The organism is Tepidisphaeraceae bacterium, from assembly GCA_035998445.1.
Lineage (GTDB): Bacteria > Planctomycetota > Phycisphaerae > Tepidisphaerales > Tepidisphaeraceae > DASYHQ01.
Map to the genome: position 1 here is coordinate 182,861 of DASYHQ010000018.1, position 23,980 is coordinate 206,840.

The following is a 23,980-nucleotide window of genomic DNA, read 5'->3' on the forward strand; positions in this document are numbered from 1 at the left end:
TACTATCAACCGATGCGTTTATAGCCGGCCATGTACGGCACCAAGACATCGGGGATGGTGATGGTGCCGTCCGCCTGCTGATAGGCTTCCATGATCGCGATCAACACCCGCGGGCAGGCAATGGCGGTGTTGTTGAGGGTGTAGGCGAACAAGGGGGCGGCCTTCTTGTCGCCACCGGCTGGGCGGTATTTCAAGTTAAGGCGGCGGGCCTGGAAGTCGCGGAGGGCGCTGCCGCTGTGGGTTTCGCCGTAGCTGTTGCGGCTGGGCATCCAGGTCTCGATGTCGTACATGCGCCACTTGCCCTGGCCCATGTCGCCGGTGCAGTTCTGGACGACGCGGTACGGCAGCTTCAGTTGCTGCAGGATGTATTCGCTGTTGGCGATGATCTCCTCGTGCAGCGCGATGTGCTCGTCGGCGTCGGCCTTGTGGACGATCACCTGCTCGACCTTGTCGAACTGGTGGACGCGGTACAGGCCGGCGGTGTCCTTGCCGGCGGCGCCGGCCTCGCGGCGGAAGCAGGTGCTGGTGGCGACCATCTTGCGCGGCAGGTCCTTCTCATCCAGAATCTCGTTGCCGAAGAAGCTGGCGAGCGGCACCTCGCTCGTGCCGACGAGGACGCTGCTGTCCTGCGTGACGTACGCCTGATCGCGGCCGGCCGGGAAGTAGCCAGTGCCGGTCATGCATTGTTCCGTCACCAGCACGGGGACGACGAACGGCTCGTAGCCGCGGCTGATGAGCACGTCCTGCGCGTATCGCAGGACGGCGGTGTAGAGCTGGGCGCCAAGGCCGCGCAACACGTAGCTGCGGCTGCCGGCGATCTTCACGCCACGATCGAAGTCGAGGATGCCGAGCGCCTGGCCAAGGGCGACGTGATCCTTACGGCCGTTGTCGAGCTTGGACGGCGGCATGGCGGGATCGGCCCACTGGCGGACGACGACGTTGTCGGCATCGTCCTTCCCTACGGGCCAGGTGGGATCGGGGATGGCGGGCAGTTGCAGCATGATGCCGGCGGCGGTGGCCTCGGCGGCGGTTTGGGCGTCGGCGGCGGCCTGCTGTTGCGTTTTGAACTCGTTGCTGCGGGCGAGCAAGGCTTCCACTTCGGCGTTGGTGCCCCCCTTCAACTCGCGCTTGAACTTGGCGATCTCGGGGCCGAGCTTGTTCTGCTCGTTCTTGAAGTGGTCGGCCTGCTGCTGGGCGGCGCGACGCGCCTCGTCGGCGGCGAGCCAGGCATCGACCAGTTCCGGCGAGCCCACCCGCTTCACACGCGTGGCGGCCTTGATGGCGTCGGGATTCTCTCGCAGCAGTTTCGGATCGAGCATGGCGGGAGTATACGGAGCGGAATGACGGATGGAAGATCGACGGAGTCGCGGGGGCGGGTTGCAAGCGCAGTGGGTGGCGAGGTTGCAGCAAGGGTACCGAGCATGCTTCGAACGTGGCATGGGCGTCTCGCCCATGCTTGTAGTAGGGACCAAAAGTCCAATTTCCTACGGCCCGCTGGGTCGAAGCCGTCTGCCAAAAATAATCGTTCCCATTCCAATCCACAGGCATGGGCGAGACGCCCATGCCACGGGTAAGGCCGTACGCCACCGGGCAGTCTGCCCCCCACCGTCAGATCTTCGCTGAGTCACAGCCCACAACATTATCGGCTGTCGCTAAAACGGGGTTTGTCTGTTGTTCGGGCTGGCGGTTTAGTACGCTCGCGGTGGCTTGTGATGAAAGGAGCCTCTATGGCACGAACCGTGTTCAAGACGATCGCCCCACGCCATTCCGCGGTGCCGCGGAAGCGGGCGGGCTCGTCGGCCTCGTTTTCCAGCATGCTGCTGAAACTGTCGGCGGCTAGCGCAAAGCTTGAGAAGTCCAGGCGCCGGTAACCGGCGTTCGATCTCTCACGGCCGCTTGCGGATTGGCTTAAAGGGCTAGTCCGCAAGCGGCTTATTCATGCGCGGGTTCGACGACGACGGCAGACCCGTAGGCCAGCACTTCCGTGACGCCGGCGGCCACTTCGTTGGCGTCGTAGCGCACGGCGATCACCGCGTTGCCCCCCTGCTCCTGGGCGTGGCGGACCATGATGTCGTAGGCCTCCTGGCGGGCCTGTTCGCACATCTTCGTCCAGACGGTGATGTTGCCACCGACGATCGTCTGTAAGCCCGCGGCGAAGGTGCCGACGAAGCTTCGGCTGCGCACGACCACGCCGCGCACGATGCCGACGTTGCGCGCGATGCGATAGCCGGGCAGTTCGAACATCGTGGTGACCTGCTCGGCGGGGATGTGGGAGCCGTGGTATTGGATGGACATTCGAACACTGTAATGAAGGTTGGGCCGTTGTGCCCGCGCTCCGCAATTCTTGCCGATGGGCATACCGGTCTGTACAGTGTCGCCTCGATTTCCTGTAGGTAATCCGCCTTTTCTGACTTTTAGAGGAGCACGCGTGTCGCCAGAATTCCGCCGTTCGACCCACCTGTTTACCAGTGAATCCGTCTCGATGGGCCATCCCGATAAGGTGGCCGACCAGATCTCCGACGGCATTCTGGACGCCATTCTTGCCCAGGACCCCAAGGCCCGCGTGGCCTGCGAGACGCTGGTGACGACCGGGCAGGTCGTGCTGGCCGGCGAGGTGACCACCACCGCCTACGTCGACGCCGCCCAGATCGCGCGCGACGTGATCAAGGAGATCGGCTACGTCCACGCCGACATCGGCTTCGACTACCACAGCTGCGGCGTGCTGAGCGCCATCCACAGCCAATCGCCCGACATCGCCCGCGGCGTCGACCACGCTGCCGACGACGAGAAGGAGACCGGCGCCGGCGACCAGGGCCTGATGTTCGGCTACGCCACCAATGAGACCGACACGCTGATGCCGCTTCCCATTCACCTGGCGCACCGCATCGTCGAGCGCCTGGCCCAGCTGCGCCAGAACGGCAAGCTGCCGTGGCTGCGTCCGGACGGCAAGAGCCAGGTGACGATCGCCTACGAGAACGAGCGCCCGGTGGCGGTGCACACGGTCGTCGTCAGCACGCAGCACGATGAGTCGGTGCTGGACAAGAACGACGAGTTCAGCAAGAAGGCCAAGCAGATGATCATCGAGCAGGTGATCAAGCCGGTCATTCCGAAGAAGCTCTGGAACGATGAGATCATCTTCCACATCAACCCCACGGGTAAATTCGTGGTGGGCGGCCCACACGGCGACACCGGCCTGACCGGGCGGAAGATCATCGTCGACAGCTACGGTGGTCGCGGGGCGCACGGTGGTGGCGCGTTCAGCGGTAAGGACCCGTCGAAGGTCGACCGCAGCGCATGCTATATGGGCCGTTACATCGCCAAGAACATCGTCGCCGCCGGCCTGGCGACCGCCGCCGAGGTGCAGCTGGCGTACGCGATCGGCGTGGCCAACCCGGTGAGCGTGACGGTGAGCACCGAGGGCACGGCCGTGATGAGCGAGGACGACATCGCCGAGCTGGTGAAGGAGATGTTCCCGCTGACGCCCAAGGGCATCATCAAGCACCTGAACCTGCTGCGTCCCATCTACAAGCAGACCGCCCGCCACGGCCACTTCGGCCGGCTGCCGGGTGCCGATGGTGGCTTCACGTGGGAGCGCACCGACAAGGCCGCCGCGCTCGCCAAGGCGGCGGGGATCAGTGGCAAGGCGAAGAAGTAAGTTCGCCGCTGCCTGAATCGCAATGCAGAGAGGCCCCGGACGTTTCGAAACGTCCGGGGCCTTTTCTTTTCGTAGCATGGGCGTCTCGCCCATGCATGTGGATTTATCGGCGACTAAGATTTGTGGCAGGCTGCTCCGATCGCGCAGCGGCCACAAATCTGATTAACTGGCCCTACTACAAGCATGGGCGAGACGCCCATGCTACGGTTGGTCAGAGCACGTTCTGCCCCGCTCGCAGCGATTGTTGCTTCGCCGTGTGAAGCGTGCCGCTGAGGCCCGCGGGCAAGTCGATCGTGCCCGTCAGCTTGCCGTTGGACTGCTTCAGGTCGACCTGGATCAATCCCTTCGGGTGCGGCATTGCGCCGCGGGCCCAGGTGAGTGCGCCCAGCTGCGGGCGAATGTCGACCGACTGGAAGCCGGCGGCGCCGGGACGGATGCCGAGGATGCTGGCGAAGTAATGGTAGATCGGGTGGGCACCCCACGCGTGGCAATCGGATCGCGTGGGTTCGGGCATTTCCACAGTCGTCTTCAGGCCCAGCATCTTGTGGTTGAACCACAGGTCCAGGCGGTCGAACAGGCGGTCGATCCGGTTGATCTTGCGGTACGTCTCGAACAGGTAGTGGTCAAAGTAGATCGTGGTCCGCTGAAGGTCAGCCGCAGTCAGCAGGTTGTCGGCCGTGCGGGTCGCTTGCTTGCCGGTGACGAGGTCGCCCAGCAGCGCGATGCACTGCGAATGTTCCGAGAAATTCTTGTGAGCCAAATCGTCGGCCAGCAGCCCGCGCGATTCGTCCCAGAACCCGTTCAGGCACGCGGCCGTCAGTTCCGCGCTGCGGCGGTCGTGCAGTTCGGCCAGTTCGGGCTCGCCGGCGTAGCGCTCGAGGTCGGCGGCCTGCTTCATGATCCAAGCAAGCTTCAGGTTCAGCGGCGCGCTGATGCCGTAGTTGCCCTCGGGCGGCATGCCGTTCGTCCAGGCGGGCACCCAGTCGATGAAGTTCCAACCCATCGGCCCGCTGATCAAACCGTCGCTCGTGCGCCACTTCTGGAACGCATCCAGAATTCCGCGCATGCCGGGCAACAGCGAGACGACGAACGCCCGGTCGTCGCGCCAGTACGCGTAGTCGTGCAGCATGCCGATCCACCACGCGCTGAACGGTGGGATGGTCTGCTGAACGCGGCTCGGGTAGCGCGACTGCGTGAACCCCGGGGCCTTGCGCGATTCGTCAAACATGCGCAGCGCCTTGCGCGGCAGGCGGTCGTCGGGCGTCCACGTGTAGGTTGTCAGCACCTCCAACCGCGTGTCGCCCACGTACATCAGCTGCTCGTAGTACGGGCAGTCCATGTAGGTCTCGTGGCTGCACATCTCCATCACGCGCTTGGCGATCGGGATGACGTCGCTTAGCCGCTCGTCGCTGCCCGCGAACTGGGCGGTCCAGTCGTACGGGTAGTGCGTCTCGCGCAGTGAGAATCGCTCGATCGTCAGTGGGTCGGCGGCCGTGCGGACGGTCAGCTCGATGTATCGCCCCGCCTCCCACCACAGCGTCTGGAAGTGACGGTTCGGCTGGCCGTCCGGCTCGAAGGTATCGCCGATGCCGATGAATGACTTACCCTCGATCTCGTCGCGGTTGCCCTTCACGCGCGTCTTGTACGCCGCCTTCACTTGTTCGTAGGTGTCGGTGTAGAGCGACTCGGCCCACCACGACCGCACGACCGCGCCAGCGCCGCCGCTCGTGACCAGATCGGTATATGCGCAGTAGTAGTTCTCCAGGTCGATGATCACCCGCCGGAGCGTGTTGGGGGGGACGGTGACGGAACCCTGGCCCTTCAGCATGCGGTTCCACTGGGCCGCCTCTTCGGGCAGATGGTCGACCGCGAGCACTTTCTGGTCTTCGGTGGTGATCGCCGGGATCGCCTGCACGTGCCGCGCGACCCCAACGCGGATCTCGCGATCCAGCATGGGTGGCAGCGTGGCGGGCTTCATGATCCAGATGTTGGCCTGGTCGATCACGTTGTTGGCGTCGATCGCGTGGTGAACGTCGACCGCTTTGATCCAGTCGTTCCCTTCACCGCGCTCGACGCCGAACGGGAAGTCGGCGCCGATCAGGTGCGACTTGGCGCCGGTGCCCCACGTGATGCCCGGCGGCACGAACCGATACCCACCCAGCGACTTGCACTGCCAGTCGGCGACGCCGGTCGAGAGCATCGTGCCCGCGTCTCCCTCAGCCGCCAGCAGGAAGCCGGGGCGCAGCGAGATTTGGGCAAACGGCGCGGGGGCGAAGTCGTTCAACCACCACGTGCGGGCAACGATCGTGTGCTCGCCGGCCGACAGGTCCAGGTCATAGGTCTCGAAGAACCAGTTCGCTCGATCACCGCGCTCGGGCCCCCGGCCGATGCGTTGGCCGTCGAGGTACAGCTCGTACCGCTCGTCTGCAGACACGTGGATGCGCACGGTCTGCGGCGCGTCGACCGTAAAGTGCCGCTTGAACGCCAGCACAATCGGGCCCGTACCGTCCGCCTTGGGGTGCTTCACCCACTTGGCCGGCCAGCGGCCGCGCTCGGACCAGAACTTGGTGATGTCGAAGAAGGGGGCGTAGTCGATCAACGTGCGCATTTGAGCCTTGCAAGCGGGGGAGCTATTCCGATCTCTCTCCCGGTACGCCGAGAGAGGCTAGGTGAAGGTGATTCTGCACTGCTGACGACTCTCGCAATTGCGAAATCACCCTCACCCTAACCCTCTCTCGGGGTACCGGGAGAGGGGACCAATTATACTGGCAGTTCGTCCAGTTCGTTGCTGAGTGCTTTGATCAACGGCCCAAGCGTCCTGGCCGAGAAGTCGAACGAGATGCCTGCGGCCTTGAACAGGTCGGGCAGTGGCCGGGTGCCACCGAGGGCCAGGGCCGCGCGGTAGTTGGCCAGGGCGCGCCGAGGATCTTCCTTGCTCTTCATCCAGAGTTGCAGAGCGCCCAGTTGGGCGATTCCGTACTCGATGTAGTAGAACGGCGCGTGGAACAGGTGCAGCTGCCGCTGCCACATCGCCTCGCGGACCGATTCAAGTCCGGTCCAGTCCACCTTGCTGCCAAAGCGGTTCAGTAGGCTGATCCAGTACGCGGTGCGCTCGGCGGGCGTGTGGCCGGGGTTCGTGTAGATCCAGTGCTGGAAGCTGTCGATCGTCGCCATCCACGGGAAGAACCTTATGATGCCCTCGATCATCGTCCGCCGGGCGCGGGCGGCGTTGGCGGCTTCGTCATAGAAGACGTCGAAATGTTCGCTGCCCAGCAGTTCCATCGACATGCTGGCCACCTCGCAGAACTCCATGGGGGCGCTGCGGAGGAAGACCAACGGCTCACCCGTGGCCGCCAGGTGGTGGAACGCGTGGCCACCTTCGTGCAGCAGTGTTTCCACGTCCCGCTGCAGGCCGGCGGCGTTCATGAAGATGAAGGGCTGCTTCGATTCCTCAAGGCTGATCTGGTACCCGCCCGGTTGCTTGCCCTTGCGGCTCTGCAGATCCAGATTGTTGTTCCGGCGAAGCGATTCGAAGTCGTTGGCCAGTTCCGGCGACAGCCGTTCAAAGATCGTCTTGGCCTTGTCGACCATCATCGACACCTGATCCTCGGCGAACGGTCGCAACGGTGGGCGATTTTGCGGGTCGACGGCCAAGTCCCACGGTCGCAGCGTCTCCAGCTTCAGGTCGCGCTTCCGCTGTTCGTCCAGCTTCGCCACCACAGGCACGCAGGCCTCGGCAATCGCGTCGGCGAACGTCAGGCAATCCTGCGGCGTGTAGTCGAACCGCTTGTACGCCTTCCACACGTAGGCGCGATAGTCCGTCATGCCCGCGTTCTGCGCGATCTTGGCACGAAGCGGCAACAATCGGTCGAAAATCGACTCGATCGCCTCACGGTCGCGCATCCGGCGGTCGGCACTCACCCGCCATGCTTCTTCACGCACCGCGCGGTCCGGCTCTTCCGTGAACCGCGCCAGCTGCTGCATCGTGTAGTCCTTCCCGCGGAACTGCACCATCATCGCGCCGCTGATCTTGTCGTACTCGTTGACCGTTTTTGTAACGTCGGTCTCCAGCGGAACGTTTTCGTCGCGAAACAGCTCGACGTCGGCCTTCCACTTGCGCGTCAAAATTGCGTACCGCTCCCCCTGCAACTGCTTCGCGCCGACTGACTCCAGGAACTTCTTCTGCAGCTTGAAGTAGAGCGGCTTGATCTTCGGCTCGACCTCTTCCACGAACTGCATGTAGCGCTTTTCGTAATCCGCATTGTCGGTGTGACAGGACTTGTCGATGTACCGCCGGCTGCCATACTCGTCGATGACGGCCGTCAGTTCGGAAAACTCGGCCAGCCACCGTTCGGCTTCCGCAGCGGTCAGTAGATCGCGGGCGAGCAGCTTCTGGTACAACGGTTCCAGTTGGGCGAAATCGGACGGATCGACGTTATTCGGGACGAACGTGCGGACCGGGGCAACGGCGGCAACCATAGGTGTTCCTCTTGCAAAACGGGACCGCGAGGCTAACGCAAACATGACCGTGTCACAACCCGCCATCGAACTGCAACACGTGGGCGTCCTCCGCGGCGACCGGTGGATTGTATCCGACGTTTCCGTCGACGTGCCGACCGGTGCCTGTACCGCATTGCTGGGCCACAACGGCTGTGGCAAGAGCACGCTTATGCGGGTCATTAGCGGCTACCTCTGGGCCACCCGCGGCACTGTCCGCGTGCTTGGCGAGAGGCTGGGTGCCGTCGACGTGGCTGAGTTGCGGCAGGACATCCGCCTCGTGCAGGCGCAACCGGGTGGCGACGCCGAGCCTTTGGCGGAAGCAACCGCGGTGGAGATCGTTCTCACCGGCTTCTTCGGCACGACTGGCCTGTACGCAGCCGTCGATGATGCAATGCGTTGCCGGGCCGTCACCGAGCTAGAGCGCGTGGGCCTTGGCCACCTTGGGGACCACGCGTTTGGCACCCTTAGCGCTGGCGAGCGCATGCGATGCCTGATCGCCCGCGCCCTCGTCGTTCGTCCACGACTGCTGCTGCTGGATGAACCCACCGCCGGCCTGGACTTTGTCGGCCGCGAGCAGGTGCTGCGGACGATCGCCAGACTGCACGAGGACGACGTAAACCTGACGATTATCCTTACTACGCATCACCTTGAAGAACTGCCCGCCTCCACGTCGCACGTGCTGCTGATGGCCAACGGTAAGCGCGTCGCCTTTGGCTCGCCTGCGGAGGTGCTGCGGAGTGAATCGCTTTCGGATGCGTACAACAGCAACGTGATCGTCACCCGAGCCGCCGGGCGGTACTTTGCGACAATAGGCGAAGGTTGAGTGACTTCCCCACGCCGCATTGCGACAGATCGTCAGGTCACGCCGCATTGTCGCGTTAGGTGTGTGCTGCTTCAAAGGCAGATTTTGCCGTTCACTTCGCCTGGGGCGATGAGGGTGATTGGTTCAACCATTTTCAATTTTTCCGGCAAAAAGAGGGAAGTTGGCACCGCCGTTGCATTTCCAAAGACAAGCTTGCACATCACGTCGTGCACGGGCATTCGCAGGAACTACTTTCGCATTGGAGGCAATCATGAATCTGTTTCAAACCACAACAGCCGGTCTCGTGTTGGGCGCCGCAGTACTAGTCGGCGGGTGCCAGTATGAACGCAGCACCGCGATTCCACAGACGGCGATCTTGGCAGTCGAAGGTGACGGTTTGCTGACCTATCGCGCGTCTGAGGACGGCACGGTCTACCTGTTCAACCGGAACAGCAATCAAGTTGTGTTCAGCGGCCAAATCAGCCGTGGCCAAGCGATCGTGGTCGACCCCGACAAGAACCACGTGATGCTCGATGACCGCATTGTCACTGAACGCACGCTCCGTCGGGGCGATCAGTATCGCGTCTTCTTCTCCCCGTCGACCACGGGTGACATGGGTACCGGCAACAACATGCGGTACTAGGGCGCCCCGGAGCGTTGCCGAACCGCCCGCACCAAGCCCCAGTGGTTCGGCATACGCCCGATCATCCATCAACGAAGGCCCTGCCACATTGTTGGCAGGGTCTTTTGCGTGCATTCGAACGCGATAGGCTTTGCGCGGCGGTCTGGGATCGGTTACGCTCACGTCGATATGGGCCTGTTCAAATCGAAAGACGAGCGTCGGATCGACCGCGAGATGAAGATCCGCTCTTCAATGCGTTCGATCGAGCGGCTGATCCGCCAGCAGGAGAAGTTCGCCGACGACTTTATTGCGAACGCGCGCAAGGCCAAGCAGATCGGCGACCAGGGCCAGTACCAGTTCATCCGCGGCGCGCTGAAGAAGACGGCCGCGGTGAAGAAGATGCTTGAGCGGCAGCTGCTGTCGATCAAGAGCGCGATGCTCATCCAGCAACAGGCCGCGGCCAGCCAGCAGTTCGCCGAGAGCATGAACCTGATGGCCCGCGAGATCGGCCGCACGTTCGGCGAGACGGACCTCACCAAGACCCAAACTCAGTGGGAACACGCCGTCACCCAGGCCGGCAGCCTCGAGGAGCGCATGGACCTCTTCCTCGACAGCATGGAACAATCCGCCAACGCCGGTGCCCCCGCGAGTGCAAAGGATGACCTCGTGACCGACGCCGAGATCGACCGTATGATTGCCGCCGACGTGCTGGCGAGCGAGAAGGCGGAGCTAAGCAAGTTGGACGAGCTGGAAAGCGAGATCGCCAAGGAACTGGGCGCGACCAAACAACGCGACTAACGCCGAGAAGTACCGCCCCGGACGCGAGCGACTACTCCCTCTCGCTCCGGGAGAGGGCAGGGATGATGGCCAGAGGTTACTAAAGATCCGACCATAGCCGTACCTACTCCACCTTTGGCAACAGGTTATTGCGGCCACACCTACTTCTTTTTCTTCTTCCCTAACTCCTTAAATAAGTCCCCCACCGCGTCCTCGATCGTCGCCGGTGGCTGATCCGCATCCCGAGGCGTCTCAGGTTCGCTTGGCGTCGCTTTTTCATTGCCAGCTTTATCCGATCGTCCGCCGCCCAGCAGCCGTTCCGTCAACTGCTTCTGAATCGCGCCTTCGATCAGCTTGCCGATCAACCGGTCGACCTGCACCTGCGGCGACAGCGTGGTGCCGGTGATCGGTAGCGTGACTTCTGCAGGCATGTACTTCGCCAGATCGCCGCCGCGACCTTGAAGAAACTCGGTGAGCAGGCTGAGGTTCATCGGCATCAGCTTCATGTCCGACAAAGAAACCGCCCCGTTCAAACGCAGCGGATACTGCCGCCCGCCCTGCTCGACGGCGATCGTGATGTCGCTCTTCGTCACGCCTCGCGCCAGTTGCACGCGGCTCTTGCGCACCGCGCCGTTGATTGTCGGGCTGTTGCCCGTGGCCTCGAGCACCTTCGAGATGGTCTCATTTCCGAGGATTAACCCCGGCACCTCGAATTCAATCTCGGCCACGCCATCGTTCTCGGGCGCCTTCGACTTGATCAGTTCCGGATCGAGCGGCACGCGATCCAATCGAATGATAATCGCGGTTAACTGTCCGCTGGCCTTTGACGGATTCGCGAATACTGGGTTCACGAACTTGCCGAGCACGTTGGTGGCCAGAAACGGATTGAGCGTCGCCCCCTGAACGAGTTTCTTGTCAGCCGGCACGGAGAGCCGCGGCGCCAGCGGATCGGTGAAATCGATGACCGCCCCATCGAAGTCGAGCGTGCCGTCGTTAAACTCCGCCGGCTGCATTCCAATCGCCGCGAGCCCTTCGGCCAACCTGAACGACACGTCGAGGTTCGCCAGTCGCGAGCCTTCCAACTCGGCCACCGGCACGGCCAAACTGCCCGTCGCGACGACCTGCTTGATCGCTTCGTGGAACGGCAGGTTGGTCGGGTACTGCCCACTTACGGTGAACCGCCGCTCGACCTTTCCGCTGGGTTTTAGATTGGCAAGGGTGGGTTTGAGATCAACTGGCACTAGAGGCTTGGCCAGCAGCCAGAGCGGCTCAAGGTCGTACGCGACGTCGGCAACGATGTTGTCGAACCGGCGGGCGTTCATGTAGTCGCGCACGGCCCCCTTAGCCGTCACGGCGAGTGCCCCGCTGCTGTCCATCTTCAGCGTGACGGCGTTCAGGACGGCGTCGCTCTTGGTCAGATCGATCAGAAGATCGTTGCCGATGTCGATCTGATCTTCGGAAAAGGCCGGTTGACCGGCCTCGGTGACCTTCAAACCCTTCAACGGCAAGTTGCCCTTCAGCGACAGTGCGTCGCCGATGGGTGTGATCGTCTGCGTCCCGTTGAACGATGCGAGTTCGAGAATGGAATCGCCCTTCTGCACTGCCAACTGCCCACCGCGCAGTTCGGAGACGTTCATCGTCGGCAGGCCGTTGACGGCGCGCGACACTTGGGCCTTCGTCGAGAACGAGCCGCTGACGACCTTCAACGGTGCCACTGGCGTGCCATCCGTAGCTGGCTCGGCGGGTGGCAGGAACGCTGTGGCGATCGAATACAGCGGCGCCAGATTGGGTATAGCCAGCGACACGTCGGCCGACTCGATTAGCTTCATCGGATCGAGTGGCGCATCGGGCTTGGCCGGGTCGCGAAGCGTCAACTTCGTATTGGCTGCGCGGGCGGACAGCAGTTCACCTTCGGCCGACGCGGTCTCGATCGTCGCGTTCGACAGATCGTCGGCCGCGGCGGCCTTCAGAGCGAGCTTGATGGGCTGGAAGTTCTGCACGCCGCTGGGCGTGCCAACTGCGAGGTTAGAAGCGACAAAGTCAGCCTGAACGCCCGTTCGGTTGTCATCCGGCCGCGACAGCACCAGCGTGCCCTCAATCTGGCCGCTCTTCACGTCGCCCGAGGACGTCTCAATCGCCAACTGCTTCGCGAAAGCCCGGCGTGTAGCGGCGTTCAGTTGCGCGAGGTCTGCCGATATCGCAAGCGTTCCGGTCGCCTGCGGCAGTGCTGCGTCCTTCGGTAGCGCCGCCGTAAGTGGCCCGTTGGCCGACACGCGGAACATGCCCTGCGATTGCTGCGCCTGCAGCGACTGTAGCGTCACCGACGGCTCAGCTGTCAGGTTACTTGCGCTGCCAGCAAAGGTCGCACTGAAGTTGCCCTCGAGCGCCTTCGCCGCCTGGGCCTGTTCAGGCAATAGCGCTGCGATGGCCTGACCCGCTTTGGCCAAATCCAATTCGAACTGCTTCACTTCAAAGGCGGACACGTCGATGCGTTCACCCGTCTTCGTGACGACGACACTCGCATTCGTTGCGAACAGTCCACCCGAATGTCGCGCGACAAGATCGTTCACCGCCACCTTCGCGTCGCCCGTCACGCCCATCACTGATCCAGTCAGCGTGGCCGTCACGGTCCCACCGACGGCATCGCTCGCCTCCTTCAATTCCGGGAACAGGCTGCCAAGCTCGTTGGCAAGCCGTGGCAGGTCGAGCGAGAACTGTCGCACCGCGAACGCGGGCACGTCGATCATCTCTCCGTTGACCATAATCGACGCAGTCGCATCGGCCGCGATCGAGGCGGCGTGGGCGTCGCCCGTTTGAAGCGTGGCGGTGGTGATGTTCACCGCCTTTGGCAAGTTTGTTTCGGCATCAGTGGATACCTCGGCCACCAGCTTGCCCACGATCTGCTTCTGCTCGATGGTGTCACGGTCGGCCAATCCTGCCACGCGCACATCGCTGATGGTTAATTCGCCGGTGAGCACGACGGGCGTCGTGCTGGCGGTCGTGAGGTCGCCTTGGCTGGCAATGGTGACGTTGAACGCGCCCGTCAGGCGCAACGTGCCGAAGTCGATCACCTGGCCAAGTTCGGCCTGCACGCGGTCGAGCGCGCCGGTCAGGGTGCCGTTGATGCCCGCGAGGCTAGGCCCGGTGAAGCTCCCGTTGGCAAACGCGCTGGTCAGTTCGAACTTCACGTCGCGCACCGACGCCAGCAGGTTGGCGCTTCCGCCGACGGTGGCGGCGAGGTCGATCTTGATCGACTGAAGCGCGATCGGCCTATTCTGATTCGTATCGCGGCCCGCGATGCCGTCCAACGACGTCGTCGACGCCAGCGATATCGCCATCGGCGTGACATCGGCGACCGACCGGCTGGCGAGTTGCCCGCCGGTCAGTTCGATGCCCTCGACGAGTTTGAAGGTGTTTCGGAGATTGGCAGCGAGTTGACCGATATCGAAGTTGGCATCGATGATCGCCGTCCCAGGTTCGCCCGGCGCCTTTCCGTCGATCACGTTCAAGATCGCCGCCACCGGCGCGTCGGCGAATACGGTCGCCTTGCCTTGCTGGAGGAGGAGCGTCACGGGTTGCTCTGCCGATTCTCCGATTCGCACCCGCGAGGTTTGGTAATTCAAAAGCCCGTTCGGCATCGAGACCCGCACCGAGGGCACGAGGACTTCGGTCGACTCGGACGCGAACGTATCACCCTTCAGTATCGGTCCCGCCGCGGCCAGGCCGACGATGTTGGTCTTACCGTTAATCGCGATTTCCCTACCACCCGTGATGGTCGCCGTGAACGTGCCGGCCGCCTTGCCGTTGATGGTGTCAATTGGCGCCTGCTCTCCCAACAGTGCGCGCAAGGCCGACAGGTCGACCCCGTCGTACGTCAGCACCTGCGTGCCCGCGACCGTCGACAGGTCAGGCTGGCCACTGGCATCAATCGTCAGCTTGCCGTTGTTGAATAGCTTCAGGTCCCCCGCAACCGACACCGTGCCGCCGGCGCCATCGTCGACGCTGGCGATCAGGTCGAGCTTGTTCTGGATCGGCGCATCTCCACCTGGCATCGTTATGTTGCCATTGATGCGGGCCAGCAGTACCGCCGGTAGGCCGGGCGCGCCCGAGTGGGTTACGATGCCATCGACAATCTCGATCTGCCCGGCGATGCTCGGGATCTCAATCGGCGATCCGGCCGAGGCGCTATCACTCGCTTCTTCCATTTTCGGCTTTGTGACCCGCGCAACGTTCAGCGACCCATCCGGGTGATGGCGGACGTTCAGGTTTGGGCGTTCAATGCGAATCGTGCCGAGGTTGAAGGGATCGGCGATAAGGCTCGCCAGCGACTTGTCGACCGTCACCTGCGCGACCTCGGCCACGAGCGATTGCTTGTCATCGTACACCTTGATGCCGCTTAGCTTCTGCTTGCCAAGCCAGCCAAAGCTCCAGTCCGTCACTTGGATTTTGCCATCCAGCATGTGCTGGTTCGCCTGCGACAGGACGAGGTTTCGCACTGGCGACATGCTGGCGAGGGTTGGACCGAGCGCGACCAAGGCCACCAGCCCGACAACGAGCAAAAGCACCAGCAGCACCAGCCGTCGTAGCCAACGACGCCGCTTGCGCGGTGGCACAGGTGTCGAGTTCGCGGGCTGGGGATCGGTGGGCCGCGAGATGGAATCGGTCATCGGAACTTGCTCCTGGATCTGCCGGTGAGTTGTCAGACACGCGAGTCGCCCAAAGGTACGGCCGACGAGCTGGCGGACGCGTTCATATTAGCGTCCACCGCCGCTTGCGAAATAGAAGCCGCCCGCGAAGATGCAACGCCCGAAATTGCGGGCCGGTGGGTTTGCCGGTAGTTTCCACGTCTCGCGGGCAGAATCGGGTTCCACCACTTAGGAAGGGTCAATGGCGAACGAGAAGAAGGCGCTAATCACGGGCATCACTGGGCAGGACGGCTCGTACCTTGCCGAGCTGTTGATGCAAAAGGGATATCAGGTTCACGGCATCGTCCGCCGAAGTAGTTCATTTAACACCGAGCGTCTCGATCACCTGTATCGCGACCCGCACGATCCGAAGGCCAAGCTGTTCCTGCACTACGGCGATCTGGTTGACGGCATGGGCCTGCGCGAGATTCTGACCCGCGTGAAGCCGGACGAGGTGTACAACCTTGGCGCCCAGTCGCACGTGCGCGTCAGCTTCGACCAGCCCGTTTACACCGTCGCCAGTGACGCGCTGGGCACGATGAACCTGCTGGAAGCCATCCGCGACACCGGACTGCCCATCAAGTTTTACCAAGCCAGCAGCAGCGAGATGTACGGCAAGGTCGTCGAGACGCCGCAAACGGAGACCACGCCCTTCTACCCCCGCTCGCCGTACGCCTGCGCGAAGGTCTACAGCTATTGGCAGACGCTGAACTACCGCGAAGCCTACGGCATGCACGCCAGCAACGGCATCTTGTTTAACCACGAGTCACCGCGGCGCGGCGAGACCTTCGTGACGCGCAAGATCACCCGCGCCGCCACACGCATCAAGGAAGGCCTGCAGGACAAGCTGTTCCTCGGCAACTTGGACGCCAAGCGCGACTGGGGCTTCGCCGGAGATTACGTCGAGGGCATGTGGCTAATGCTGCAGCAGCCCACCGGCGACGATTACGTGCTGGCCACGGGCGAGACGCACAGCGTGCGCGAGTTCCTCGACGAGGTGTTCGGCCACCTCGACCTGGACTGGAACAAGTACGTCGAGGTCGACCCACGCTATTTCCGCCCCACCGAGGTCGACCTGCTCCTGGGCGATCCCGCCAAGGCCAAGCGCGTGCTGAAGTGGGAGCCGAAGGTCACGTTCAAACAATTGGCTAAAATGATGACCGAATGCGATTGGAAACTCGCCAAGCGAGAGAAACTGGTCGCGAATTCGGAGAAGTAGCTGCCGCTTGCGCGTCCTCTCTAATTTTGATCGAGATCAACGATGCCGATCGCTAAATCAGACCGAATTATCGTCACCGGTGGGGCCGGGTTCCTTGGGTCGTTTGTCGTCGATCAACTGAAGGCAAAAGGTTACAACGACATCGTCGTGCCGCGGCGGAAGGACTTCGACCTGACGACCGAGGCCGACGCTTACCGCCTCTACACCCAGTACAAGCCCGCGGTCATCCTGCACCTGGCGGCGGAGGTCGGGGGCATTGGCGCCAATCGCGACAATCCCGGTCGATTCATGTTCGCCAACATGGCGATGGGCATGCACCTGATCGAGGGCGCGCGCAAGTTCGGCCTGAAGAAGTTCGTGCAAGTGGGCACGATCTGCGCCTACCCGAAGTTCACGCCGGTGCCGTTCAAGGAAGAAGACCTCTGGATAGGTTATCCCGAGGAGACGAACGCCCCCTACGGAATCGCGAAGAAGGCCCTGCTGGTGATGCTGGAAGCCTACCGCGCGCAGTACGGGCTGGACGGCATCTACCTGCTGCCGGTGAACCTCTTCGGCCCGCGCGACAACTTCGATTTACACAGCAGCCACGTCATTCCGGCGCTCATCCGCAAGTACGTCGAAGCACGTGAGGCCGGCGCCCCCAACGTCAGTGCCTGGGGCACCGGCAAGGCCAGCCGCGAGTTCCTGTACGTGGAAGACTGTGCCGACGGCATCATCCGCGCGATGGAGAACTACAGCTCGCCGGAGCCCGTGAACCTCGGCAGCGGCCGGGAGATCACCATCAAGGACCTGACCGAACTGGTCGCCACCACGACTGGATACAAGGGCCAAGTCGTCTGGGACCCCACCAAGCCCGACGGCCAACCCCGCCGGTGCCTCGACGTGCAGCGCGCCAAGCGCGTTCTCGGCTGGACGGCCGGCACGTCGCTCGAAGAGGGCATGCGCAAGACCGTCGACTGGTTCGAAGCCCACCGCGACTCCTTCACCGAACGGCATTTCGCCCGCGCCAGTTCGTAGACGGTCGCGACCCACCCAAACGATGCGCCTCACGATCATCAACCAGTTCTATCGGCCCGATGTCAGCCCCACGGCCCAGCTGTCGGCGTCGCTGGCGGATCATCGAGCGCGGATCGGCGACGACGTCACGGTCGTCACCAGCAGTGGCGGCTACGTCGCCGGTGGCGTGCCGAAGGACGCGACGGGTGACGCAGATCCCACGGCATCGGCAGTCGACAGGACGCCTAACGTGCGCCGGATGTGGACGCCACGATTGGGTAAAGCGACCCTGGTTAAGCGGTTGATCGATTATGCATCCTTCTACCTCGCCGCCAGCTGCCAACTGCTGACGATGCCTCGGCAAGACGTGATCGTCTCGCTCACCACGCCGCCGTACATCGCGCTGACCGCACTGCTACACAAGTTGTTCCACCGGCGAACCAAGCTGGTGCTATGGAACATGGACTGCTACCCCGACGTGGTCGAGCGGGCCAACATCATCCGCAAAGGTGGCGTCCTAAGTCGCGTGTTGCGCCTGACGAACCGCCTGCTGTATCGAAAGGTCGACCACCTCGTCTGTCTCGACACCGCCATGGTAGACCTGCTGATGTCGCAGTATGCGCCATCGCCCGAACGGCCGCCGGCAACGATCATTCCGAACTGGGAAGATGCCTCGTTCTTCCCCGCCGACGCGCCGAAACAAACGTGGCCGGAAGCGGCGGCGCTCGACCTGCAGGGCAAGTTCGTCGTGCTGTACCTCGGCAACACCGGCGTCGGCCACACGTTCGAGACCGTGCTGGAGGCGGCCGAGCAGCTGCGCGGCACAAATGTGCGCTTCCTGTTCGTCGGTGGCGGATCGCGATGGAAGCAGATCGAGCAGACGAAGCGTGAGCGATTGCTCGACAACGTCCTGCTGCACACATATGTGCCGAAAGAACAAACGCCGGCGGTGATGAACACCGCGCAGGTGGCGCTCATTACGCTGCGCGACGACGCGCTTGGCATAATGAGCCCCAGCAAGCTCCATTCGAACTTGGCAATGGCGCTGCCGGTCGTTTACGTCGGTCCTGCTGGCAGCAACGTGGATGACGCGATCACACGGTTCGACTGCGGCGTGAGCCTGCGCGCGGGCCAAACCCAAGCTCTGGTCGATCAACTGACGGCTCTGGCGGCGGATGCGGAGCGCACGGCGACGCTGCGGCGCAATGCACGGGCTGCGTTCGATGCCGCCTACTGCGATCTGCGAACGCTGCCGCAGTTTGACGCGCTATTGTCGTTACTCGTCAACCCCTCCGTTGACGCGCCACTGGCACGCACGGCTCTACAAGAGGCCAACCCATGATCAGGTTTACGCTCCTCATCGCCGCGACGACGTTGTTGATCTCGACCACCGGCTGTAGTCGCGAGGTCCGCGAGGCGCGCGTGCCGCTAGAACAACCGACCCCGGCCATTGAAGGCGGCTCGGCAACCGATATCATCGACGCCTGAGCCGAGCGCCCTCGCAGCACAATGCTATGGCCGAAAACACACCGACGACCCCGCCGCCCACGGTTGATGTGGGTGAGCAGCTCCGCTACTACATGGGTGACACGGGTGGCATGAATGGAGTGGCCGGTGGCTATCGCATCAAGGTCTACCACACGCGCGCGTTCCCGTGGGACGAGGTGTTCAAGGTCCTGCTGTACCGCGACTTCAAGGTGTATGTCACCCGCCACAAGGCCGACATCTACATCGAAGCGCAACCCTGAAGTTTTCGCGATTGCGCCGCTGAGGATGCAAACAAAGACGGGGTTGACGCGTATATAGACTCGCGGGGTCGCACCCTCGCCGACCATGTCATCCGCAAACCAGCAGGAACACCGCGTGTCGACCAACCGTCCCCACATTCTCGTTACCGGCGCCGCCGGCTTCATCGGATCGCACGCGGCCCAGCAACTGCTGGCGCGGGGTTATCACGTGGTCGGCATCGACAACTTCAGCGACTTCTACGACCGATCGTGGAAGGAACTCAACCTCGCCAGCATTTCGTCGGGCGAGCGCATCGACGTCGAGGAAATCGACATCACCAACGGCACTGCGATCGACGCGCTTGTTGGCAAGATCAAACCCGTCGCCATCCTGCACCTGGCTGCGATGGCAGGCGTACGGCCGAGCATCGAGCAGCCGGCGTACTACGCGCGCGTGAACGTCGAGGGCACGACTCACCTGCTTCAGGCGGCCGTAAGCCATGGTGTGGGCAAGTTCGTGTTCGCGAGCAGTTCGAGCGTCTACGGCAACCTCGCCAAGGTGCCGTTCAGCGAGAACGACCCGGTCGGTGAGCCCATCAGCCCATACGCCGCCACGAAGCGGGCCGGCGAGCTGCTCTGCTACACATTCTGGCACTTGTACAAGCTGCCGATCTTCTGCCTGCGTTTCTTCACCGTCTATGGACCGCGCCAGCGCCCCGATTTGGCGATCCACAAGTTCACACGCCTCATCAGCGCGGGCCAGCCGCTGCCCTTCTTCGGCGACGGCAGCACCAGCCGTGACTACACGTTCGTCGACGACATCGTCGATGGCATCATGAAGTCGCTCGACCGCTGCGATCGCTACCGCGTTTACAACCTGGGTGGCAGCAGCCCGGTGACGCTGTTGCAGTTGATCGAGGAACTGGAGCGAGCCATCGGGAAAAAGGCCATTCTCGATAAGCGACCTGCGCAATTGGGCGACGTCGAACGCACGTTCGCCGATCTATCGCGGGCGCAGTCGGAGCTGGGTTATCAACCGAAGACCACGCTCGCCGAAGGATTGCGAAAGTTCGTTGGATGGTACAAGGAGTACGGGCACCTCTACCGGTTGCCAGGCGATAAGGCTTGAGGGCCAATTTCGTCGCAGGTCAATCACTTCATTTCGATTTCGCTCCGGCTCCGAGCCTAGACGGGGTCGCCCCGGCTAAACCCGTCACGACATTACCCGTACACGGCAAGTGGATGGGGAAATGCCGAGCTCGCGCCGGAATGCCGTGGCAAACGCGAATGCATTGGAATAGCCGACCTGTGCCGCGACGGTGGATACCTTCAATCGCCCCGATGCCAGTTGTTCCGCGGCGCGGCGGAGGCGCAGGTGGGCCAGATGGCGCAGTGGGCTGCGGCCGTGCCGCGCGTGGCAGAGCCGCCGAAGGTGTTCGGGACTAACACGGGCGGCGTCCGCCAGCATCGCGAGCGACCACGGGCGCGATAGGTCGGTCGCAACCGTCTCCCATAGCTGGCTTAGTCGCTGGTCGACCTCCATAGGGCCAAGGATCCGGCGGGCGTGCAGATCAACCAGGTGAGCCCACGACGAAAGCGCCGCCGGGTCGGCCAAGCCATGCCACTCGCGGTACAACCCGAAGATCGCCGAGGCGATGGGCTGCGGGTCGACCGCTTGCAGCCGCGGTTCGGCAACGACGTCCTCCGCATCGCCGGCATATTGCACCCACGCCAACGACCACACCTTTCCTCGGATCGCGCGGTACCCGTGCGGACAGCGTTGCCCCGTCACGTACGCCTGTCCCTCGCCGCACAGTAGCCACTTCCCAGCCACCCAAACCTCGCCAGCACCCCCTTCGCACACCAGGACCTGCACGATCAGCGGACTGACACGAACGAACCGAAACCCAACCGCCGCCTGCGATAGCCCGGTCAATGTAATGCCGGTCTTCGCCAGTGCCGGATAGCTACTTGACCCAACAATGCGCTCCCGCGTCCGGCGGCCGATCATGTGGGTCTCGCGAAGGTATTTGTCATTCATACCGATGGTTTTTCGCCTGCCCTTGCTTCATAGTCAATCGAACGCTATCGCGACGATGGCAAATGACAAAGGAATCACTTCAATGAGCATCCCGCGCAATGAGTACCCACGTCCTCAGTTCGCACGTGCCGATTGGCTCTGTTTGAATGGCAAATGGCAGTTCGAGATTGACCCCGGCGACTCCGGGATCGATCGCGGATTGTTGAGCCGTGACCTCAGCGGCGAGATCATTGTGCCGTTCTGTCCCGAATCCACGCTCTCGGGCATCGGTCACGTCGATCGTATGCTTGCCGTTTGGTATCGGCGATCAATCACGGTGCCGGCGACTTGGACGGGACGCCGCGTGTTGCTGCACTTTCAGGCCTGCGATTACGAGACGACCGTCTGGGTGAACGGCGTCGAGGTGGCGCGACATCGCGGTGGCTTTACCCCCTTCTCGGCGGACGTCACGGATCATGTGCAGCCCGGCGAGCCGGCGACGATCGTCGTGCGTGCGCGCGACGACTGGCGTCATCCGAAACCCATGGGCAAGCAATCGCGCAGTTTCGGCAACGCGGGGTGCCACTACACGCGCACCACCGGCATCTGGCAGACGGCCTGGATGGAGCCCGTTGCCAAGCTGCACATGCATCGGCCGCGCATAACGCCCGACGTCGCTAACGGCGCGTTCCACATGGTCGTCCCGGTCAGCGGCAACGCGCGCGGCAGCCAGGTGCGCGTCACCCTCTCCGACGCCACGCGCCCTGAGGTGAAGGTCACAGCGACCGCATCCGCAGCATTCGACTTCGCGCCACAGGTCACTTTGAACGTGCCCGAACGCCATCGGATCCTTTGGGAACCGCTGAAGCCACACCTGTACGACCTGAAGCTGGAACTGCTGGACGGCAGCGGCACCGTCGTCGACACGGCCACCAGCTACGCGGGCCTTCGCTCTGTCGCGATCGACGGCATGGCGATCAAGATCAACGGCAAGCCGGTCTTCCAGCGCCTCGTGCTGGACCAGGGATACTACGCCAATGGTATCATGACTGCGCCGTCGGACGACGACCTCAAGCGCGACATCGAATTGAGCATCGCGGCTGGGTTCAACGGCGCACGGCTGCACCAGAAGGTGTTTGAGGAACGCTTCCTCTACCACGCCGACCGATTCGGTTACCTGTGCTGGGGCGAATTTCCTGACTGGGGGTCCGGTGGCTTTGGGCCCAGCCACGACCACCAGCGTCCCAGCACGGCGTATGTCACGGAGTGGCTGGAGGCACTAGCCCGTGATTACTCGCACCCTAGCATCATTGGTTGGTGCGGTCTGAACGAGACGCACCAGGCGATCCACGATGGCATGGGCGTGCTGGACGACGTCACGCGCGCAATGTTTCTGGCCGCGAAAGCGGCGGACCCGACCCGCCCGGTACTCGACGCCTCCGGCTACGCCCACCGCGTGCCCGAGACGGATGTCTACGATTGCCACGACTACGAGCAGGACCCTGCCAAGTTCGCCGCCAACCAACGAACGCTCGCCGACGGTAGGCCGTTCGAGAACAAGATTGGCACGGAGAAGCAACGGCAGAGCACGCCCTACCGTGGGCAACCGTTCTTCGTCAGCGAGTTCGGTGGCATCTGGTGGAACCCGGCGGCCCGGCCCGGTGAAGACTCGTGGGGCTACGGGCAAAAGCCGGCGACGATCGAAGAGTGGTACGCACGCTTCGAAGGACTGTGCGACGTGCTTCTGGATGACCCCAACATGTTCGGCTACTGCTACACGCAGTTGACCGATGTGTTCCAGGAGCAGAACGGCATCTACCTGTTCGATCGCGACGTGAAGTTCGACATGGAGCGCGTCCACCGCATCCAGACGAAAACGGCTGCGATCGAAAAGATGATCGTGTAACCGAATCTGCGGCTTGAGCCCAACACCATACGCCGCGTCTAAAACAGCCAGCCCTGCCGATCCTCCCGAGATGCCTCGCCACTAGCACGCCTTTGCCGCTGCGGCGGCGTCGCGGCTGGGGGCGGTTCGACTGGCTTTTCGATCGTCTCAGTCGGTTGCTTCGGCGCTCGCTCGCCGCGCCCACGGTCTCGCGCGCGGTTTGTGGCTGCCGTCAGCGTCTGGCGTGCCTGACCGGTCGGGCAGAGATCGAGGACGGGGCACCGTTCGCAGGCGGGATTGGCGTGGAAGCAGCAGCGCTGACCGTGCAGCATCATCACTTCATGGTTGTCGTAGACCTGCTGCGCCGACCAGTCTGCCGGCAGCTGCGCTGCCAGCAGCACGTGCGATGGACCGACCGGCACGTCCGCAGGGATTAGGGCCAACCGGACGGCCACCCGGTGATGATGACTGTCGACCGGCAGCGCTGCCTTGCGCAACGTGCTGAACGACAGCACCGCCGCACTCGTCTTCGGCCCCACGCCCGGCAGCGTCTCCAGCCACGCACGCGCCCCAGGTACGTCCATGTCGCCGAGGAACGCCAGCGATAGCTCTCCACGACGGCTGGTGATCTCTTGAAGGATGCGCTGGATGCGCGGCGCCTTTTGTTCCGGCCAGGTCACAGCGCCGATAGCCCGTTCCACATCCAACGTCGGCGCGTCGCGCACGGTGGCCCAATCAGCGTACGCTGCGCGCAATGCCTTGAACGCCCTGCCGCTGTCGGCGTTACGCGTGCGATGCGACAGGATGGAGGAGATCAGCTCGCTCAGTGGGTCCAACGAGTGGAAGTACGGGATCGGGCACCCGTACGTCTCGCAGAGCCGCTCGTGAACCATCAACGCCTTCGCGCGCGGCGCTACGTCGTCCGGCGTTTCATCACTTCGCACCATGCGGCCTCCGTGCCTGCTCTTCAAGCGTAGCTCAAGCAACGTAGCGCGCACACTCTCAAATGGCGGCGGGGCAATTTTCCTGCAGCAGCCCGGGAGGGTTCTATTGGCGTGTCCGCACGCGCGGCACCTTCATCATGCAACGGAT

Annotated in this window: 20 protein-coding genes; 12 read left to right on the forward strand and 8 right to left on the reverse strand. The window is 63.1% G+C overall.

Annotation, left to right across the window (positions count from 1 at the left end; genetic code table 11):
- Nucleotides 1-5: 5 nt before the first annotated feature.
- Nucleotides 6-1,319 carry a serine--tRNA ligase gene (gene serS / locus VGN72_07340; protein HEV7299163.1) on the reverse strand — a complete coding sequence of 438 codons (1,314 nt, stop codon included), beginning with the start codon at nucleotides 1,317-1,319 and terminating at the stop codon, nucleotides 6-8.
- 408 nt (nucleotides 1,320-1,727) lie between these two features.
- On the opposite strand from serS, the gene VGN72_07345 reads away from it, so the two are divergent.
- The gene (locus VGN72_07345; protein ID HEV7299164.1) at nucleotides 1,728-1,871 is read left to right on the forward strand and encodes a hypothetical protein; all 144 of its coding nucleotides are present in this window, start codon (nucleotides 1,728-1,730) and stop codon (nucleotides 1,869-1,871) included.
- A gap of 61 nt (nucleotides 1,872-1,932) precedes the next feature.
- Here the strand turns inward: VGN72_07345 and VGN72_07350 are convergent, their stop codons facing one another.
- Entirely contained in the window at nucleotides 1,933-2,295 is a 363-nt protein-coding gene (locus VGN72_07350) for a YbjQ family protein (GenBank protein HEV7299165.1), read from the reverse strand.
- A 133-nt stretch (nucleotides 2,296-2,428) separates the two neighbouring features.
- Here VGN72_07350 and metK point away from each other — a divergent pair, with 133 nt between their 5' ends.
- On the forward strand, nucleotides 2,429-3,655 hold the full coding sequence (gene metK, locus VGN72_07355) for a methionine adenosyltransferase (GenBank protein ID HEV7299166.1): 1,227 nt from the start codon (nucleotides 2,429-2,431) through the stop codon (nucleotides 3,653-3,655).
- Nucleotides 3,656-3,866: 211 nt separating this feature from the next.
- On the opposite strand, the gene VGN72_07360 is transcribed toward metK, so the two are convergent.
- Both VGN72_07360 and VGN72_07365 read right to left on the reverse strand, forming a co-directional pair.
- Nucleotides 3,867-6,263: an alpha-L-rhamnosidase C-terminal domain-containing protein gene (locus VGN72_07360; GenBank protein HEV7299167.1), complete on the reverse strand. Its 2,397-nt coding sequence runs from the start codon at nucleotides 6,261-6,263 to the stop codon at nucleotides 3,867-3,869.
- Between the two features lie 152 nt (nucleotides 6,264-6,415).
- The gene (locus tag VGN72_07365) at nucleotides 6,416-8,134 is read right to left on the reverse strand and encodes a M3 family oligoendopeptidase (protein HEV7299168.1); all 1,719 of its coding nucleotides are present in this window, start codon (nucleotides 8,132-8,134) and stop codon (nucleotides 6,416-6,418) included.
- Nucleotides 8,135-8,177: 43 nt separating this feature from the next.
- On the opposite strand from VGN72_07365, the gene VGN72_07370 reads away from it, so the two are divergent.
- On the forward strand, nucleotides 8,178-8,978 hold the full coding sequence (locus tag VGN72_07370) for an ATP-binding cassette domain-containing protein (GenBank protein ID HEV7299169.1): 801 nt from the start codon (nucleotides 8,178-8,180) through the stop codon (nucleotides 8,976-8,978).
- Nucleotides 8,979-9,049: 71 nt separating this feature from the next.
- Here the strand turns inward: VGN72_07370 and VGN72_07375 are convergent, their stop codons facing one another.
- Nucleotides 9,050-9,196, reverse strand: a complete 147-nt coding sequence (locus tag VGN72_07375) for a hypothetical protein (GenBank protein HEV7299170.1) — start codon at nucleotides 9,194-9,196, stop codon at nucleotides 9,050-9,052.
- A gap of 32 nt (nucleotides 9,197-9,228) precedes the next feature.
- On the opposite strand from VGN72_07375, the gene VGN72_07380 reads away from it, so the two are divergent.
- Both VGN72_07380 and VGN72_07385 read left to right on the forward strand, forming a co-directional pair.
- On the forward strand, nucleotides 9,229-9,600 hold the full coding sequence (locus VGN72_07380) for a hypothetical protein (GenBank protein HEV7299171.1): 372 nt from the start codon (nucleotides 9,229-9,231) through the stop codon (nucleotides 9,598-9,600).
- Nucleotides 9,601-9,768: 168 nt separating this feature from the next.
- Nucleotides 9,769-10,377 (forward strand): hypothetical protein, encoded by a 609-nt coding sequence (locus tag VGN72_07385; GenBank protein HEV7299172.1) that lies wholly within the window; start codon nucleotides 9,769-9,771, stop codon nucleotides 10,375-10,377.
- A gap of 140 nt (nucleotides 10,378-10,517) precedes the next feature.
- Here the strand turns inward: VGN72_07385 and VGN72_07390 are convergent, their stop codons facing one another.
- Nucleotides 10,518-15,023: a hypothetical protein gene (locus VGN72_07390; protein HEV7299173.1), complete on the reverse strand. Its 4,506-nt coding sequence runs from the start codon at nucleotides 15,021-15,023 to the stop codon at nucleotides 10,518-10,520.
- Nucleotides 15,024-15,243: 220 nt separating this feature from the next.
- On the opposite strand from VGN72_07390, the gene gmd reads away from it, so the two are divergent.
- The 6 genes from gmd to VGN72_07420 all read left to right on the forward strand — a co-directional run bounded on the left by gmd (nucleotide 15,244) and on the right by VGN72_07420 (nucleotide 20,112).
- Nucleotides 15,244-16,260 carry a GDP-mannose 4,6-dehydratase gene (gene gmd / locus VGN72_07395; protein ID HEV7299174.1) on the forward strand — a complete coding sequence of 339 codons (1,017 nt, stop codon included), beginning with the start codon at nucleotides 15,244-15,246 and terminating at the stop codon, nucleotides 16,258-16,260.
- A 42-nt stretch (nucleotides 16,261-16,302) separates the two neighbouring features.
- Nucleotides 16,303-17,277, forward strand: a complete 975-nt coding sequence (locus tag VGN72_07400) for a GDP-L-fucose synthase (protein ID HEV7299175.1) — start codon at nucleotides 16,303-16,305, stop codon at nucleotides 17,275-17,277.
- A gap of 22 nt (nucleotides 17,278-17,299) precedes the next feature.
- A complete protein-coding gene (locus tag VGN72_07405) occupies nucleotides 17,300-18,598 on the forward strand; it encodes a glycosyltransferase family 4 protein (protein HEV7299176.1) in 1,299 nt (432 codons plus the stop codon).
- Entirely contained in the window at nucleotides 18,595-18,744 is a 150-nt protein-coding gene (locus VGN72_07410) for a hypothetical protein (GenBank protein ID HEV7299177.1), read from the forward strand. Before VGN72_07405 ends, VGN72_07410 begins: the two co-directional genes overlap by 4 nt.
- A gap of 26 nt (nucleotides 18,745-18,770) precedes the next feature.
- Complete coding sequence (locus tag VGN72_07415; GenBank protein HEV7299178.1) at nucleotides 18,771-19,004, forward strand: hypothetical protein; 234 nt, start codon at nucleotides 18,771-18,773, stop codon at nucleotides 19,002-19,004.
- Between the two features lie 85 nt (nucleotides 19,005-19,089).
- Nucleotides 19,090-20,112 (forward strand): SDR family NAD(P)-dependent oxidoreductase, encoded by a 1,023-nt coding sequence (locus VGN72_07420; protein ID HEV7299179.1) that lies wholly within the window; start codon nucleotides 19,090-19,092, stop codon nucleotides 20,110-20,112.
- Nucleotides 20,113-20,196: 84 nt separating this feature from the next.
- On the opposite strand, the gene VGN72_07425 is transcribed toward VGN72_07420, so the two are convergent.
- On the reverse strand, nucleotides 20,197-21,024 hold the full coding sequence (locus VGN72_07425; GenBank protein HEV7299180.1) for an AraC family transcriptional regulator: 828 nt from the start codon (nucleotides 21,022-21,024) through the stop codon (nucleotides 20,197-20,199).
- Nucleotides 21,025-21,106: 82 nt separating this feature from the next.
- Here VGN72_07425 and VGN72_07430 point away from each other — a divergent pair, with 82 nt between their 5' ends.
- Nucleotides 21,107-22,909 (forward strand): glycoside hydrolase family 2 TIM barrel-domain containing protein, encoded by a 1,803-nt coding sequence (locus VGN72_07430; protein HEV7299181.1) that lies wholly within the window; start codon nucleotides 21,107-21,109, stop codon nucleotides 22,907-22,909.
- Between the two features lie 38 nt (nucleotides 22,910-22,947).
- Here the strand turns inward: VGN72_07430 and VGN72_07435 are convergent, their stop codons facing one another.
- Nucleotides 22,948-23,835 (reverse strand): hypothetical protein, encoded by an 888-nt coding sequence (locus VGN72_07435; GenBank protein ID HEV7299182.1) that lies wholly within the window; start codon nucleotides 23,833-23,835, stop codon nucleotides 22,948-22,950.
- Nucleotides 23,836-23,980: the final 145 nt, after the last annotated feature.